Source organism: Leucobacter sp. WKLB1 (genome assembly GCF_059696215.1).
In genome coordinates, this window is the sequence record NZ_AP046115.1 from 1,902,641 (window position 1) to 1,917,653 (window position 15,013).

At 64.2% G+C, this 15,013-nt stretch carries 12 protein-coding genes; 2 read left to right on the forward strand and 10 right to left on the reverse strand.

Annotated features, from left to right (window positions below; all coding sequences use genetic code 11):
* Positions 1-2: 2 nt before the first annotated feature.
* From alaS to ACZF5Y_RS08670, 4 genes are all read right to left on the reverse strand, one after another.
* Positions 3-2,657: an alanine--tRNA ligase gene (gene alaS, locus ACZF5Y_RS08655; protein ID WP_497532235.1), complete on the reverse strand. Its 2,655-nt coding sequence runs from the start codon at positions 2,655-2,657 to the stop codon at positions 3-5.
* A gap of 61 nt (positions 2,658-2,718) precedes the next feature.
* Positions 2,719-2,940 carry a hypothetical protein gene (locus ACZF5Y_RS08660; RefSeq protein WP_497532236.1) on the reverse strand — a complete coding sequence of 74 codons (222 nt, stop codon included), beginning with the start codon at positions 2,938-2,940 and terminating at the stop codon, positions 2,719-2,721.
* A gap of 178 nt (positions 2,941-3,118) precedes the next feature.
* Complete coding sequence (gene rpsD, locus ACZF5Y_RS08665; protein WP_053388288.1) at positions 3,119-3,748, reverse strand: 30S ribosomal protein S4; 630 nt, start codon at positions 3,746-3,748, stop codon at positions 3,119-3,121.
* Between the two features lie 249 nt (positions 3,749-3,997).
* The gene (locus tag ACZF5Y_RS08670) at positions 3,998-5,293 is read right to left on the reverse strand and encodes a replication-associated recombination protein A (protein WP_497535320.1); all 1,296 of its coding nucleotides are present in this window, start codon (positions 5,291-5,293) and stop codon (positions 3,998-4,000) included.
* 188 nt (positions 5,294-5,481) lie between these two features.
* Here ACZF5Y_RS08670 and ACZF5Y_RS08675 point away from each other — a divergent pair, with 188 nt between their 5' ends.
* Positions 5,482-6,720 carry a DUF349 domain-containing protein gene (locus ACZF5Y_RS08675; RefSeq protein WP_497535321.1) on the forward strand — a complete coding sequence of 413 codons (1,239 nt, stop codon included), beginning with the start codon at positions 5,482-5,484 and terminating at the stop codon, positions 6,718-6,720.
* 93 nt (positions 6,721-6,813) lie between these two features.
* Positions 6,814-7,404, forward strand: coding sequence for a hypothetical protein (locus ACZF5Y_RS08680; protein ID WP_497532237.1), 591 nt, complete (start codon positions 6,814-6,816; stop codon positions 7,402-7,404).
* A gap of 41 nt (positions 7,405-7,445) precedes the next feature.
* On the opposite strand, the gene ACZF5Y_RS08685 is transcribed toward ACZF5Y_RS08680, so the two are convergent.
* The 6 genes from ACZF5Y_RS08685 to ruvA all read right to left on the reverse strand — a co-directional run bounded on the left by ACZF5Y_RS08685 (position 7,446) and on the right by ruvA (position 14,994).
* Positions 7,446-9,692, reverse strand: coding sequence for a RelA/SpoT family protein (locus tag ACZF5Y_RS08685; RefSeq protein ID WP_497532238.1), 2,247 nt, complete (start codon positions 9,690-9,692; stop codon positions 7,446-7,448).
* Between the two features lie 143 nt (positions 9,693-9,835).
* A complete protein-coding gene (gene secF / locus ACZF5Y_RS08690; protein WP_497532239.1) occupies positions 9,836-10,891 on the reverse strand; it encodes a protein translocase subunit SecF in 1,056 nt (351 codons plus the stop codon).
* Between the two features lie 2 nt (positions 10,892-10,893).
* Positions 10,894-12,657 (reverse strand): protein translocase subunit SecD, encoded by a 1,764-nt coding sequence (gene secD, locus ACZF5Y_RS08695; RefSeq protein ID WP_497532240.1) that lies wholly within the window; start codon positions 12,655-12,657, stop codon positions 10,894-10,896.
* A gap of 64 nt (positions 12,658-12,721) precedes the next feature.
* Positions 12,722-13,186 carry a preprotein translocase subunit YajC gene (gene yajC / locus ACZF5Y_RS08700; protein WP_497532241.1) on the reverse strand — a complete coding sequence of 155 codons (465 nt, stop codon included), beginning with the start codon at positions 13,184-13,186 and terminating at the stop codon, positions 12,722-12,724.
* A gap of 171 nt (positions 13,187-13,357) precedes the next feature.
* A complete protein-coding gene (ruvB, locus tag ACZF5Y_RS08705; protein WP_497532242.1) occupies positions 13,358-14,356 on the reverse strand; it encodes a Holliday junction branch migration DNA helicase RuvB in 999 nt (332 codons plus the stop codon).
* Positions 14,353-14,994, reverse strand: coding sequence for a Holliday junction branch migration protein RuvA (ruvA, locus tag ACZF5Y_RS08710; RefSeq protein ID WP_497532243.1), 642 nt, complete (start codon positions 14,992-14,994; stop codon positions 14,353-14,355). The genes ruvB and ruvA overlap by 4 nt, the downstream gene beginning before the upstream one ends.
* Positions 14,995-15,013: the final 19 nt, after the last annotated feature.

Here is a 15,013-nt window from a genome sequence, read left to right on the forward strand (position 1 = left end):
CGTCAGCCGACCAGGCTCCGGCGGATCTCAGCCAGGGCGGCATCGATCTGCGAGACATCGGTGCCGCCGCCCTGGGCGAGGTCGTCCTTCCCGCCGCCGCCGCCGCCGAGCGCCTGCGCGCCGACGCGCACGAGTGCCCCGGCCTTCGCGCCGGCGTCTCGACCCGCAGAGGTCGTAGCGGCAATGACCACGGGCTTTCCGGCGGCTTCACCGGCGAGCACGACGACACCGGCTTCGGCACCGAACTGCTCACGCACGCGCAGCGCGAGGCCGCGAATGTCGTCTGCCGACCCGACCGATCCGAGGGAGGCCACCACGGCGCGAACGCCGCCGAGCTGCTCGGCGTTCGCCAGCAGCTGCGGAACGCGCTGACTGAGCTTCTCAGCCTCGAGGGCGGCGATCTTCTTCTCGGCCGCGCGCAACTGCGACCCCAGATCTTGCACCTTCGAGACGAGCTCGGTGCGCGGCACCTTCAACCCACCGGTGAGCTGCTGCACGATCGCGCGCTCTGCGGCGAAGTTACGGAACGCCTCGATACCGACGAGCGACTCCACGCGTCGGTTCGTCGAACCGACGGAACTCTCCGAAATCAGATTGATCATGCCGATCTCCGACGAACTCGCCACGTGCGTGCCCGCGCAGAGTTCGCGCGACCACGGCCCGCCGATATCGACAACGCGCACTCGGTCACCGTACTTTTCACCGAACAGCGCCATTGCGCCCAGCGCCTTGGCATCGTCAAGTGCCATTTCGCGGGTGACAACTTCGAAGTCCGAGCGGATGGCGAGGTTTGAGATCTCCTCGATCTCGCTCTTCGTCTCCGCAGACAGCGCCTCGGAATGCGTAAAGTCGAGACGCAGATACCCGGCCTTGTTGTACGAGCCCGCCTGGTGTGCGCCCTGCCCGAGTACTTCGCGAAGCGCTGCGTGCACGATGTGAGTACCGGAGTGAGCCTGCGTGGCACCGCGACGGTAATCGGCATCGACACGTGTCTCAGCACGTGCATCGACGCCGATCGTGCCGATCGTCACCTTGACCGTATGCACGATGAGGCCGGGCACCGGCTTTTGCACGTCGAGCACTTCGGCTTCAAATCCGTCGCCGACGATGAGCCCCTGATCCGAATCCTGGCCGCCCGACTCCGCGAACAGCGCGGTCTCTGACAGCACCAATTCGGCAACATCGCCCTCGCGTGCTTCGCGCACGGGGGCGCCATCAACGACGATGCCGAGCACCTTGCCCTCGTGCACGAGCTCGTCATACCCGGTGAAGAGCGTCTCGCCCAGACCGCGCAGCTCCTTGTAGACGGACAGATCGGCGCGCTGCCCCTTCTTCGCCTTCGCATCAGCCTTGGCGCGATCCCGCTGCTCCTGCATGAGTGACGAGAACACCTCGGCGTCAACCGGCACACCGGCTTCTTCGGCGATCTCGAGCGTGAGCTCGATCGGGAAGCCGTGCGTGTCGTGAAGCAAGAAGGCGGTATCGCCGGGCACGCTCGAGCTCGCACTCTTCGCGGAGTCGACCGCCGTCTCCAAGATCTGAATACCCGATGCGAGCGTGCGCAAGAAGGTCTTCTCCTCGGCGTACGCGACCCGCGAGATGAAGTCGAAGTCGTTCGCAACTGCCGGATAGCCCCCGGCCATCGCGTCGCGCGACACCGGGAAGAGCTCGGCGAAGCTGGGTCCCTCGACACCGAGCAGGCGCATCGAGAGCGTGACCCGGCGCAGCAAACGGCGCAAGATGTAGCCGCGGCCCTCATTCGACGGCGTCACTCCATCGGCGATCAGCATGAGCCCGCTACGCACGTGATCGGCGATCACGCGTAACCGGACGTCATCCGTGTGATCCGCTCCGTAGGTCTTGCCGGCGATCTGAGCAGCGCGATCGAGCACCGGGCGCACCTGGTCGATCTCGTACATGTTCTGCACGCCCTGCTTGATGAAGGCGACGCGCTCAAGACCCATGCCCGTATCAATGTTCTTCTTCGGCAGTTCGCCGACGATGTCGAAATCGACCTTCGAGCGCACGTTCGTGATCTGGTACTGCATGAACACGAGGTTCCAGATCTCGACATAGCGGTCGTCATCCGTCGCCGGGCCGCCGTCGATGCCGTACTCCGGCCCCAGATCGAAGAAGATCTCGGAGCAGGGACCTGCCGGGCCGGGCTGCCCGGTCGACCAGTAGTTGGTGTCCTTGCCGAGCTTCTGAATGCGCTCGTCAGGCAGTGTCGAGTGCTGCTGCCAGAGGGCGAGCGCCTCATCGTCTTCTTCGTAGACCGTGACCCAGAGATCATTGGCGTCGAAGCCCAGGCCGCCATCGGCCTCGCTCGATGTCAGCAGCTCCCATGCGAAGCGGATTGCATCTTCCTTGAAGTAGTCACCGAAGGAGAAGTTGCCGCACATCTGAAAGAACGTGCCGTGACGCGGGGTCTTTCCCACCTCCTCGATGTCGTTCGTACGGATGCACTTCTGCACGCTCGTCGCCCGCGGGAAGGGTGCGGGAACGATTCCCGACAGATACGGCACGAAGGGCACCATGCCGGCCACCGTGAACATGAGGCTGGGGTCATCGCTGATGAGCGATGCTGAGGGAACAACCGAGTGCCCCTTCTTCTCGAAGAAGTCGAGCCAGCGACGGTGAATTTCAGCGGTCTGCATCCGGGGTCCTTCTGTGGAAGTCAGTGGTGAAGTACGTGAAGTGGAGTGCCGAGGTGCGGGATCAACCACGCTCGCGCAGGGCATCGCCCAGTTCGGCTGCGTCAGCCTCGGAGAACTCATCGTCGGCCTCGGCTTCATAGCCCGCGGCAAAGGCGCGGCCGAATTCATCCACCCCACGGTTGACGCGAGCGAAGAAACGACGCCCCTCAGGAGTCTGATTGACGAAGTGCGCACCGACGAATCCCAGCGCGACTCCGGTGACCAGCCAGAACAGCTTGCCCATGTCTCGATCCTCCCAACGGCAGCGGTCGCGCCTGTCGGCGCGCGTGCAACGGCACCAGACAAGCTTAGCGGGTGGGCTGTTCGGTCTCGGGTACTCCTCACAGCCGTTTGAGCCCATCGACGACGAAGGGGGCGCCGGATCAAATCCGGCGCCCCCTTCGAGCGGAGAGTAATGAGGCTTAGCGGCCCGAGTAGTACTCGACGACGAGCTGCACTTCGCAGGTCACGGGGACCTCAGCGCGCTTCGGGCGACGCACGAGACGTGCCTGGAGCTTGTCGAGCTCGACCTCGAGGTAGCCCGGAACGTTCGGGAGCACCTCGGCGTGACCACCAGCTGCAGCGACCTGGAACGGCTCGATGGCCTCCGACCGTGCCTTGACGTGGATGAGCTGACCCGGCTTCACGCGGAAGGAGGGACGATCGACGATCTTGCCGTCGACCAGGATGTGGCGGTGCACGACGAGCTGACGCGCCTGCGCCGTGGTGCGTGCGAAGCCTGCGCGCAGCACGAGTGCGTCAAGACGCATCTCAAGGAGCTCGACCAGGTTCTCACCGGTCAGGCCGTCCTGGCGACGGGCTTCCTTGAACGCAATGGTGAGCTGCTTCTCGCGGATGCCGTACTGGGCGCGAAGACGCTGCTTCTCACGCAGACGAACGGCGTAGTCGCTGTCGCTCTTACGCTTGGTGCGACCGTGCTGGCCGGGGCCGTAGGGGCGCTTCTCGAGGTAGCGCGCAGCCTTGGGGGTCAGTGCGATCCCGAGCGAACGGGAAAGTCGGGTCTGGGAACGGGTACGCGACGTAGTCGACACGTGGGTCCTTTCGGGTTTTCTGTCAATCACAGTGCGTGCTCGCGCACGCACAGGTTCTCTCGGCCAGGCTGTGCCCGCATCAACAAGTGATGCACGCGACACAACGAACCGTTGTTCGGTGAGGGAACGACCAGCGCAGAAACCCGGCTACAGGGCGACTGCCGTTTACTTCTCACCTGCAGCCTGCAGTGAAAAGCAAAGTTGGCCAAGGAAGATCTTATCACTGATTCGGCATCGACGCCGAACCGGCTAACTCGAGTCGCCGCTCGAGCCTCGGGTGATCCGACGAATCTTCTCGAGTCGATCCGAGACTTCCCGCTCGTTCCCGTGTTGAGTTGGGGCGTAGTAGACGCGATCTCGCAACTCGTCGGGAAGGTACTGCTGCGTGGAAACGCCGCGGGGGTCGCTGTGGGGATACCGGTATCCCTTTCCGTGCCCCATGCGCTTCGCACCCGGATAGTGGGCGTCGCGCAGATGTTTGGGGACGAGACCGAAGCGGCCCGCCTTCACATCGGAGATCGCCGCGTCGATCGCACTGATGACAGCGTTCGACTTCGGTGCGGTCGCAATGTAGATGGTCGCCTCGGCGAGCGGAATGCGCGCTTCAGGAAGTCCGATGAGTTGCGTGGCCTCCGCAGCAGCCACTGCGATTTGGAGCGCCTGCGGATCCGCCATTCCCACGTCTTCCGCAGCGTGCACCATCAGCCGGCGGGCAATGAAGCGGGGATCCTCCCCAGCTTCGATCATGCGCGCGAGATAGTGAATAGCCGCGTCGGGGTCGGAACCGCGCATCGACTTGATGAATGCACTGATGACGTCGTAGTGCTGATCGCCGTTCCGGTCGTAGCGCAGGAGCGCACGATCAATCGAGACGGCCACGGTCTCCGCGGTCACCACCGGTCGCTGCTCGCCCTCCGCACTCGCGATCGCTGAGGCACCGGCCGCTTCGAGCCCGGTCAACACGCGGCGAGCATCGCCCGAGGCGAGCTGCACGAGCGCGTCGATCGCCTCGTCGTCGACGTCGACGGCATTGTTCAGTCCACGTGGATCACGCACAGCGCGTTCCAGTAGCGTGCGCAGGTCAGCATCTTCAAGTGGCTCGAGCGTGAGCAGAAGCGACCGAGACAGCAAGGGGCTGATCACCGAGAACGACGGATTCTCCGTGGTCGCGGCGACGAGCGTCACCCATCCGTTCTCGACGCCGGGCAGCAATGCATCCTGCTGCGCCTTGGTGAATCGATGAATCTCGTCAAGAAAGAGGACGGTCGCAATCTGATAGAGATCACGGTCGTTCAGCGCACGCTCCATCACGGTGCGCACATCTTTGATACCCGCCGTGATCGCCGACAGCTCGACGAACCGACGACCGCTCGAATGTGCGATCGCCTGCGCCAGCGTGGTTTTGCCCGTACCTGGCGGCCCCCAGAGAATCACCGACACCGCTCCGCCGCCGCCTTCGGCATCTGCTGCCAATGTGCGCAGCGGCGACCCGGGCTTCAGCAGATGCTGCTGCCCGACAACCTCGTCGAGCGATTGCGGACGCATGCGCACCGCAAGCGGCGCAGTCTGCGCGGGAACGGGTCGGGATTGCACGCCTCCATCGTAACGAGCGCGGGATCACCTCCGTTCGAACTCCTTCCAGCGCTCGGGCTCTCAGCCGCTCACTATGGCATAGTGGGGGTGACTATTCCGTCTGGCCGGAGCCCCGGCCCCACACACGACAGGTGAGCAGAATCGTGAGCGAAGCGAGCAACGAGACGTCTTGGGGACGAGTCGATGAGGACCGCACCGTGTACGTGCGCGAGGGCGATGCTGAACGCGTCGTGGGGTCCTTCCCCGATGGCACCCCTGAAGAGGCACTCGCTTACTTCACGCGCAAGTTCGCAGACCTCGAAGGTCAGGTGACGCTGCTCGAAGCGCGCATCGCCCGAGGTACCGCCGATGCTTCTGCCGCCGATACCGTCGCGAAGCTCCGCGAGTCGCTCGTTGAACCCGCCGCTGTTGGCGACATTGTCGCGCTGCGTGAACGCGTCGAGAAGCTCGGGTCGAAGACCGCTGCGCTCAGCGAAAAGCAGCAGGCAGAACGTGAGGCCGCTCGGCAGGAGGCCGTCGCCCAGCGCGAAGCGATCGCGGTCGAGGCCGAACGGCTGGCCGCACAGCCTGAGGCTTCGATTCGCTGGAAAGACACCAGCCAGGCCTTCGAGCAGCTGTTCACTGATTGGCAGACCGCGCAGCGCACGGGCCCGCAGATTCCGAAGGCGCAAGCCGACGCGCTCTGGAAGCGCTTCCGCAGTGCACGCCAGAGCTTCGATGGCGCTCGCCGTGCGCACTTCGCCCAGATGGACGCCACGAACAAAGACGTGAAGCAGCGCAAGGAGCGCATCATCGCCGCGGCGGAGGCCCTGGCGCCGCGCGGCATCGAGGGCATCCCCGCGTATCGGTCACTGCTCGACGAATGGAAGGCAGCCGGGCGCGCGAGTCGCAAGCTCGACGATCAACTCTGGGCACGCTTCAAGGCCGCGGGCGACGTGCTTTACGAGGCAAAGGCCGCCGAAGCTGCGCAGACCAACGAAGAGTATGCAGAAAATCTGGTTGCAAAGCAGGCACTGCTCGACGAGGCCGAACCCATTCTGCAGGTCACCGAACACGCTGCGGCACGCAAGCAGCTCACCGCAGTACAGCTGCGCTGGGACGAGCTCGGACGCGTGCCCCGCGAGGCGCTTCGCGACATCGAGGGTCGTCTCCGCAAGATCGAAGATCACGTCAAGCAACTCGAAGAGGAGCACTGGCGAAAGACGAACCCCGAGACGAAGGCTCGGAGCGAAGGGCTGCGGGGGCAGTTGGAGTCGTCGATCGCCGATCTGACCGCTGAGCTCGATGCCGCGCGAAGCGCCGGCAACGCCCGCAAGGTCGCCGATGCCGAAGAGAAGCTCGCTACGCAGCAGTCGTGGCTCGCGGCGCTCGGCGACTGACTTCCTGCACCCGTTGCAATCAGGAGTCTCGGGTTCTCCACAGATTCACGGCTCCACCGTTCGGGCGGGTCATGCATCCCTCAAGATGGGAGCATGATCCGCCCGAACGCATTCCCCGAGCTTCCCCGCGCACGTGTTCCCCGCCGCCAGCCTCCGCCGCTGGGTCGATGGCCTGTGGCGGTGCTCACCGCGGAGCGACTGCGCGGCTCGCTCGTCGTGTGCGGCCCCGGCTTTCGACCGCTCGGCTGGCCTGAAACCCCGCGAGTACGCCTCGCCGCGCTTGCAGCATCGACACTGCACGGTCACGCCGATGTTCCGCTGATCGCGGTGGCCTCGACCGCAGCCTGGGTGTGGGGCGTTGCTCACGCTCCACGCGCGACGCTCGAGTTCTCGACGCAGCGGCGGCAGCGCTATCCGCACATGCCGCCCTCCGGAGTCGTCATCCACGAGTATGCACTCGACACCAAAGATGCAACCTGGTTCGGCCCGCTCGGAGTCGCCACTCCGCTTCGCGTCATCTGCGACTTACTGCGAACGCCCGGCGAGTTCTCTCAGTCCGACCGGGTCGCTTGCAGACTCTTGATGCTTCGCGTCCCCCACGCTCGCCATACCGTGGCTGTGAGTCTGCATCACGGACGCTTGCGTCAACGGCAAGTCGCACTCCGCCGCCTCTCTACGCTTTGAGCGCCGCTCGCCGAGCTCAGCGCGTGGGCCAAGCATTCACCTCAATTCGTGATGCGGTAGACGTCGTAGACGCCATCGATGCGCCGAACTGCGTTCAGTACATGTTCGAGGTGCGTCGCGTTCGCCATCTCAAACACGAAACGACTGATCGCGAGGCGCGCGCTTGACGTATTCACGGAGGCCGACAGAATGTTCACATGGTGCTCTGAGAGCGTACGAGTGACGTCTGAAAGCAAGCCCGAACGATCAAGTGCTTCGACCTGAATCTGCACCAGGAAGACACTCTTCGACGTCGGCGCCCATTCAACACCCACCACGCGGTCTTCCTGCTCGCGAAGCGCGAGGAAGTTATGGCAATCCACACGATGCACTGAGACGCCTTGACCCTTGGTGACGAATCCGAGGATCTCGTCGCCGGGAACCGGGGTGCAGCACTTCGCGAGCTTTGCGAGCACATCGGACGCCCCGGTGACCACGACGCCGCTTGAATCGGTGGTCTTGGACGCACGCGGAGCCTCGATGATCGGCAGCGTTGCAAGCGCCGGTTCCGTGGACGTCTGCTCGTCGAAGACCAGCGCGGTGACTTTCTCGACCACGGACTGCGCCGAAACATGCCCCTCGCCCACTGCGGCGTAGAGTGCCGTGACGTCGAGATATCGCAGTTGCAGGGCGATCTGCTGTAGCGCCGCAGAGTTCATGACGCGGTGCAGTGGGAGGCCTTGCTTGCGCAGCGCCTTCGTGATCTCGACCTTGCCAGCCTCCGCCGCCTCTTCGCGACGTTCCTTCGTGAACCACTGACGGATCTTGTTTTGCGCCCGCTTGCTCTGCACGAAATTGAGCCAGTCTTGGTTGGGCCCGGCATTCGGGCCCTTAGAGGTAAAGACCTCGACCACATCGCCGTTCTGCAGCGCGGTTTCGAGCGGCACGAGGCGTCCGTTGACGCGCGCGCCCATAGTGCGATGGCCTACCTCGGTGTGCACGGCATACGCGAAGTCGACAGTCGTTCCTCCCGCCGGGAGCCCGATCACACGCCCCTTCGGTGTGAAGACGTAGACCTCTTTCGCGCCGATCTCGTAGCGCAGCGCGTCGAGGAATTCGCTCGGGTCTTCCGTTTCAGCCTGCCAGTCCGAGATGTGCGCCAACCACGCCATATCGTTTGACGTCTGCGTCTGGCCCGTTTGACGCTGCTTGTACTTCCAGTGGGCCGCGACACCGTACTCAGCACGCTGATGCATCTCGACGGTGCGAATCTGAATTTCTACTGCTCGGCCATCGGGCCCGATCACCGTTGTGTGCAACGACTGGTACAGATTGAACTTCGGCGTTGCGATGTAGTCCTTGAACCTGCCGGGTATCGGAGTCCACCGCGCGTGCACGGCACCCAAGACCGCGTAACAATCGCGGATAGAATTCACCAGCACCCGGATTCCCACGAGATCGTAGATCTCGTCGAAGTCGCGACCCCGCACAATCATCTTCTGATAGATCGAGTAGAGCTCTTTCGGGCGACCGGTGACCTCACCGCGGATCTTCGACTCGCGGAGATCGCTTTCAATGGAACTGATCACCACGCCCACGAGTTCGTCACGCTGCGGGTTGCGCTGCGCGACGAGGTTCTGGATCTCGGCGTAGAGCTTGGGCTTCAATACGGCGAATGAGAGATCTTCGAGCTCAGTCTTCATCGACTGGATACCGAGTCGATGCGCCAACGGTGCGTAAATCTCGATGGTCTCCTGCGCCTTGCGCTTCGCGGAATCGCTCGACACGAAACCCCAGGTTCGCGCGTTGTGCAGTCGATCAGCCAGTTTGATGACGAGCACACGAATGTCTTTCGACATTGCGACGACCATCTTGCGCACCGTCTCGGCCTGTGCCGAGTCGCCGTATTTCACCTTGTCGAGCTTCGTCACGCCATCGACGAGCATCGCGATTTCGTCGCCGAATTCCTGGCTCAACTGATCGAGCGTGTACTCCGTATCCTCGACCGTGTCGTGGAGCAGCGCAGCCGCAATGGCCACGGGCGCGATGCCCAGGTCGGCCAAAATTTGGGCGACCGCGATGGGGTGGGTGATGTACGGCTCACCGCTCCGCCGTTTCTGGCCCCGGTGAGCGCGTTCGGCAACCGCGTAGGCCCGTTCGATCACCGACAGGTCAGCACGAGGGTGGTTGCCTCGAACCGTACGAATCAACTGATCAACGGCACCCGGGGCGCTGCCCCGCGAGAAGATTCTGGGCACCAGGCGCCGGAGCGCCGTCGTGCCACCTGTCGTTGCGTCTTGTGTCGCCACGGCTCACCTCCCTGGAATGATTGAACGCTACACCCCGCGCCCAGCGCGGAGCAAAACGAGCGATGCGGCGCGCGCACCCCGATGGATACACGAAACGCCGAGGGAGATGGCAACCCGTTCCCCCGGCGTTTCACAGACGCGCATTAGCGTACCGGCTCCTCGAGCCTGCCGTCGCCCGCGTCTGCGACCGCATCCGCGGCCGTGGCGTCGTCGCGCTCGCGCAACCGCAGCACCTTGGCATCGCGCTTCTTGATTGCCGCTTCGCCCTCGCGCAGGTGCGCGTACGCCGGAGAGGCGATGAAGATTGTGGAATACGCTCCCACGAAGATACCGATGAAGAGCGCGAGCGAGATGTCGCGCAGTGTTCCCGCACCCAGCACGAATGCGCCGATGAAGAGAATCGAACCGACGGGCAACAGCGCAACGATCGAGGTGTTGATCGAACGCACCAGCGTCTGATTCACGCCCAAGTTGACCGATTCTGCAAACGTGCGTCGATCGTTCAGCTCACCCGGGGCCGTGTTCTCGCGGATCTTATCGAACACCACGACGGTGTCGTACAGCGAGTAGCCCAGAATCGTGAGGAACCCGATCATCGCCGCAGGCGTGATCTCGAACCCGGAAATTCCATAAATGCCAGCCGTGATCACCAGGTCGTGGAGCAATGCGATGATGGCAGCGAGCGACATCTTCCACGTGCGGAAATAAATCGCCATGACTAAGGCCGCGAACAAGATGAACACGATCAGAGCGATGATCGCCTGACGAGTGATGTCTTGCCCCCATGCAGGCCCGATGTACGAGGTTGTGACCTCATCGACCGGCACATCGTACTTCGTGGCGAGCGCCTCGGCGACGACTCGGTTCTCTGCGTCGTCCAACGCTTCCGTCTGCACACGAATGTCGGTGGGCCCGAGCTGAGACACGCGAGGGGCGCTCGACGGCAGCGCCTCCTTGACCGCCGCCTCGGCGATCGCCGGGTCGCGGTCCTGACCATCGGCCAGGTGCACTTGGAACTGGCTGCCACCGGTGAATTCGATACCGAAGGCGAACCCGCCGCGCAGCATCGGGCCTACGATCGAGATCACGATCAGGATCAGCGAGATCAGGTACCACGTCTTGCGTCGACCGACGAAGTTGATGGACTTCTCACCGGTATAGAGCGCGTTGCCGAACTCGGCGAATGAGCGACGAGCCATGATCAGCTGTCCTTTCCGGTCGAGGCGTCGGCTGCGAGGGCCTTGCGCTCGGCGATCGTCTGGCGACGGGCGGCTTCGCCCTGGCTGCGTGCGTTCTTCTTACCGGCGCCCTGGCTGGACACCACCGGCTCGCGGAACTGCATGCGGCCTCGGTAGACCGCGCCGAGCTTATTCGGATCGAGCCCGGAGAAGGGGTGCCCGCCCTGGTAGAACCGCGTCCGCGCGAGCAGCGTCATCATCGGGTGTGTGAAGAGTGCCACGACTGCGACGTCCACGAGTGTCGTGAGGCCCAGTGTGAACGCGAAGCCCTTCACGTTGCCCACAGCGAGGATGAACAGGATCACCGCGGCAAGGAAGTTGACGCCATCCGACGCGAGCACCGTGCGGAACGCGCGCTTCCACCCGTGCTCGACTGCGCTCTCGATGGAGAATCCGTCGCGCAGCGCGTCTCGAATGCGCTCGAAGTACACGATGAACGAATCCGCTGTGAACCCGACCGCGACGATGATGCCCGCGACGCCGGCCAACGACAATCGGTAGCCCTGTCGCCACGAGAAGAAGGTGAGCAGGAGGTAGGTCAGAATGCCGGCGATCACCAGGGATGCGACGGTGAGAGAACCGAGGGCGCGGTACTGGAACGCCGAGTAGATGACCACGAGCACGAGGCCGATCAAACCGGCGAGGAGCCCCGCCGCGAGCTGGTTCGTGCCGAGCGTCGCGGAGATATCTTCCTGGCTTTGCACGGTGAAGTCGATCGGCAGTGCGCCGAACTTCAACTGATCGGCAAGCGCCGCGGCCGACTCCTGCGTGAACTGGCCACTGATCGACGGGCGACCGTCGAGAATCTGAGCCTGCATCGTCGGCGCGGAGAGCACACGACCATCGAGCACGAACGCGAACTGGTTCTGGGGCGCAGTTGCGCCGAAGAGTCGCGTGCTGATCTTGCCGAACGTCTCGGTGCCCTGCTTGTTCATGATGATCTGCACGACCCACTCGCCGGTGGAGGCGCCGGTGGATGTCGTGCCGACCTGAGCCGTCGCGTCACTGATCACGGATCCATCGAGTTCGACGGGACCCAGGATGTACTTCAGTGCGCCCGTGTCGTCGCAGGTAATGAGCGGGCGGTCGTCAGGAGCGTCGCCGGCTCCCAGAGCGTCCTCGGAGTTGCAGGTGAACGCATCGAACTTCTCCTGGAGCGCTGGCGTGATCCAGGCAAGATCACCCGCGCTCTCGGGAATCGTCTCGGGATCGAGATCACTCGTGTCGCTCTCAGCCGAGTCGTCGGCCTGGGCATCATCGGCCTTCGCGTCATCTTCCGTGGCGGCCGTCTCGTCTTCGCTGCCCTCGGTATCCGCTGTCGCGGTACTCGCACCAACGTTGTATGTCAGGACGGGGCGGAAGTCGAGCTTCGCCGAGGCTTCGATGCGCTGCAGCGTGGCTTCGTCGGCTTTCCCGGGAATCGAGACCGAGATGTGCTGGTTGCCCTGCGTCGTGATCTCTGCCTCGGATACGCCGGCGGCGTCGACGCGCTGGCGGATGATCGACACTGCTTGCTGCAGTTGGTCGCCCGCGACCGTCTCGCCATCGGTCTGCTCCGCCGCGAGCAGAATCTGAGTTCCGCCTTGGAGGTCGAGCGCCAGCTTCGGCGTCCACGTTGCGCTGCTCCGGAACACGCCGTAGGCGATGAGACCGGAGAGGCCCACAATGATGATCAGAAGGAAGATGAGTGAGCGACGGGCTCGCCTCACGGCGGGTGAAGACGCCAAGACTGGACTGCTTTCTCTCTACGCGAGCGGGGATGGTTGCGGCCCGAGAGCCGCAACCCCAGGATCAGGCCTTGGGCGCTGAACCGGTTCCCGTCTCATCGGCATCGGGGGTTTCGCCGGCGTTGCCCGTGACATCGGACTCAGCGGCGGCAGCGCCATTCTGCGCAGCCGCTTCGGCTTCCGCAGCGGTATCCGCGATCGGCGAGGTCTCGCTCTGAGCCCCGAGACGCTCGCCGAAAGCGGGGTCGTCATCGGGCGCGAGATCTGCAGCGGGTGCAGCGGCAGCTGCATCTACCGGCGATACGACCTGCGACACCGCGTTGCGGTGCACGACGAAGGTCGAGGTGCCGCTGCGCACGGTCACCTTGTTGTCTTGTTCATCGATCGAGTCGATCGTGCCGTAAATGCCAGACTGCAGCATCACCTCGGCACCGGGGCGGACGTTGTTCTGCAGCTCCTGCATCGCTGCCTGACGCTTCTTGCCGTTGCGGAACATGAAGAAGATCAACAGCGCGATCAGCGCGAACATCACAATAGTGATCGGGTCCAGAGCCACAATGGTCCTTTCAATGGGCGTGCACGTGCGTCTCGTGAGGCACAGATTCGATCAGTTTATCGGGAGGTCGCTGTGAATGCTCCCCGCCATCTGATGATTTTCTAGGTGGATCGCATGCCCCTCTGCCAGCGCAAGCGGTTGCGACTACCCCATCGTCGGGGGCTCAAGGCCCACGTGCTCCCACCCGAGGCGCGTCGCGACGCGACCGCGCGGGGTACGCGACAGCAATCCAGTGCGTACGAGGAACGGTTCCACGACCGCCTCGATCGTCTCCGCTTCTTCGCCGACCGACACCGCGAGCGTCGACAAACCGACCGGCCCGCCGTTGAATCGCTCGACGACCACTCGCAGCACCTCGCGGTCCAGACGGTCGAGCCCGTGCTCGTCCACGTCGTAGAGCGCCAGCGCGGCGCGCACGGTGCCGGTATCACCCGGCGCCTCGTGCACCAGACTGTAGTCGCGCACGCGTCGCAGCAGTCGGTTCGCGATGCGCGGCGTTCCGCGTGAGCGGCGGGAGATCTCTTCAACACCGGTCTCAGACAACGAGAAGCCGAGCAGTCCGGCTGCCCGGCGCACGACACTGGCCAGCTCTTCATCGGCGTAGAACTCGAGATGCGCGGTGAAGCCGAAACGATCGCGCAGCGGGTTCGGGAGCAGCCCGGCGCGAGTCGTCGCACCGACGAGCGTGAATGGCGCCAGGTCGAGGGGCACCGATGTCGCTCCGGCTCCCTTGCCGACCATAATGTCGACTTTGAAGTCTTCCATGGCCAGATAGAGCATCTCCTCGGCGCTGCGCGCCATGCGATGGATCTCATCGATGAACAGCACTTCGCCCGGGGTGAGCGCGGAGAGCACAGCGGCGAGGTCACCCGCATGCTGAATCGCGGGGCCTGAGGTCTGATGCAACGGCTTGTCGAGTTCAGCGGCGACGATCATCGACAGCGTAGTCTTGCCGAGCCCGGGCGGCCCAGCGAGCAGGATGTGATCCGGAGTGTGGCGGCGCATGGTCGCGGCATCGAGCAGCAGTGACAGCTGCCGACGCACCTTCGCCTGGCCGACGAACTCTGAGAGCGTCGCAGGGCGCAATGCACCCTCGTACCCCTGCTCGGAGGGCGTCGCCTGCGCCGACAACTCCCCCGTCATCGTGCGCCTCTCGACCCACGACTGCCGCCGCGGCCCGCCTGAAGCAGCGCCAGGGCTGCTCGAAGGAGCCCGGCGTGGTCTGCGGGGGCCCCTGCCGAGAGCGCGTCATCGACGGCAACGCGAGCATCGGATTCGCTCCAGCCCAGGCCCGCGAGCCCATCGGCCACGGCGGCGGCGGTTGCCTCACCGGCGTCCGGAACCGAGGCCCCCTCTCCGCCAGGCCCGGCACCGACTGCGATCTCGGAGAGTTTGCCGGCGAGCGAGACGGTGATGAGCTTCGCCGTCTTCGGCCCGATGCCCGACACCTTGCGGAACGGTTTCTCGTCGTCGTTCGCAACAGCGCTGGCAATCTCACCGGGCGTCAAAGCAGAGAGCACACCGAGCGCACTCCGCGGGCCGACGCCCGACACCGCGATCAGGTGACCGAAGACGTCGAGTTCTTGCTGCGAGGCGAAGCCAAAGAGCGTGAGCGAGTCCTCACGAACGACCAGCGAGGTCAACAGGAGAAGTTCATCGCCGGGCACCGCCTGAGCGACGCGCCCGTGCGGCACTTCCACACGCATACCGAGGCCGCCGACCTCGATCACTACCCAGCCGGCACCGGAGGCGAGCACCGGCCCGCGAATCGAAGCAATCACCCCATCACCCTACGAGGTT

Excerpts from the sequence above, each read along its gene's own strand:
- alaS (WP_497532235.1), bottom strand. The coding sequence starts at position 2,657 with ATGCAGACCGCTGAAATTCACCGTCGCTGGCTCGACTTCTTCGAGAAG.
- ACZF5Y_RS08660 (WP_497532236.1), bottom strand. The coding sequence starts at position 2,940 with ATGGGCAAGCTGTTCTGGCTGGTCACCGGAGTCGCGCTGGGATTCGTC.
- ACZF5Y_RS08670 (WP_497535320.1), bottom strand. The coding sequence starts at position 5,293 with ATGCGTCCGCAATCGCTCGACGAGGTTGTCGGGCAGCAGCATCTGCTG.
- ACZF5Y_RS08680 (WP_497532237.1), top strand. The coding sequence starts at position 6,814 with ATGATCCGCCCGAACGCATTCCCCGAGCTTCCCCGCGCACGTGTTCCC.
- secF (WP_497532239.1), bottom strand. The coding sequence starts at position 10,891 with ATGGCTCGTCGCTCATTCGCCGAGTTCGGCAACGCGCTCTATACCGGT.
- yajC (WP_497532241.1), bottom strand. The coding sequence starts at position 13,186 with ATGTTCGCGCTGATCGCGCTGTTGATCTTCTTCATGTTCCGCAACGGC.
- ruvB (WP_497532242.1), bottom strand. The coding sequence starts at position 14,356 with ATGACGGGGGAGTTGTCGGCGCAGGCGACGCCCTCCGAGCAGGGGTAC.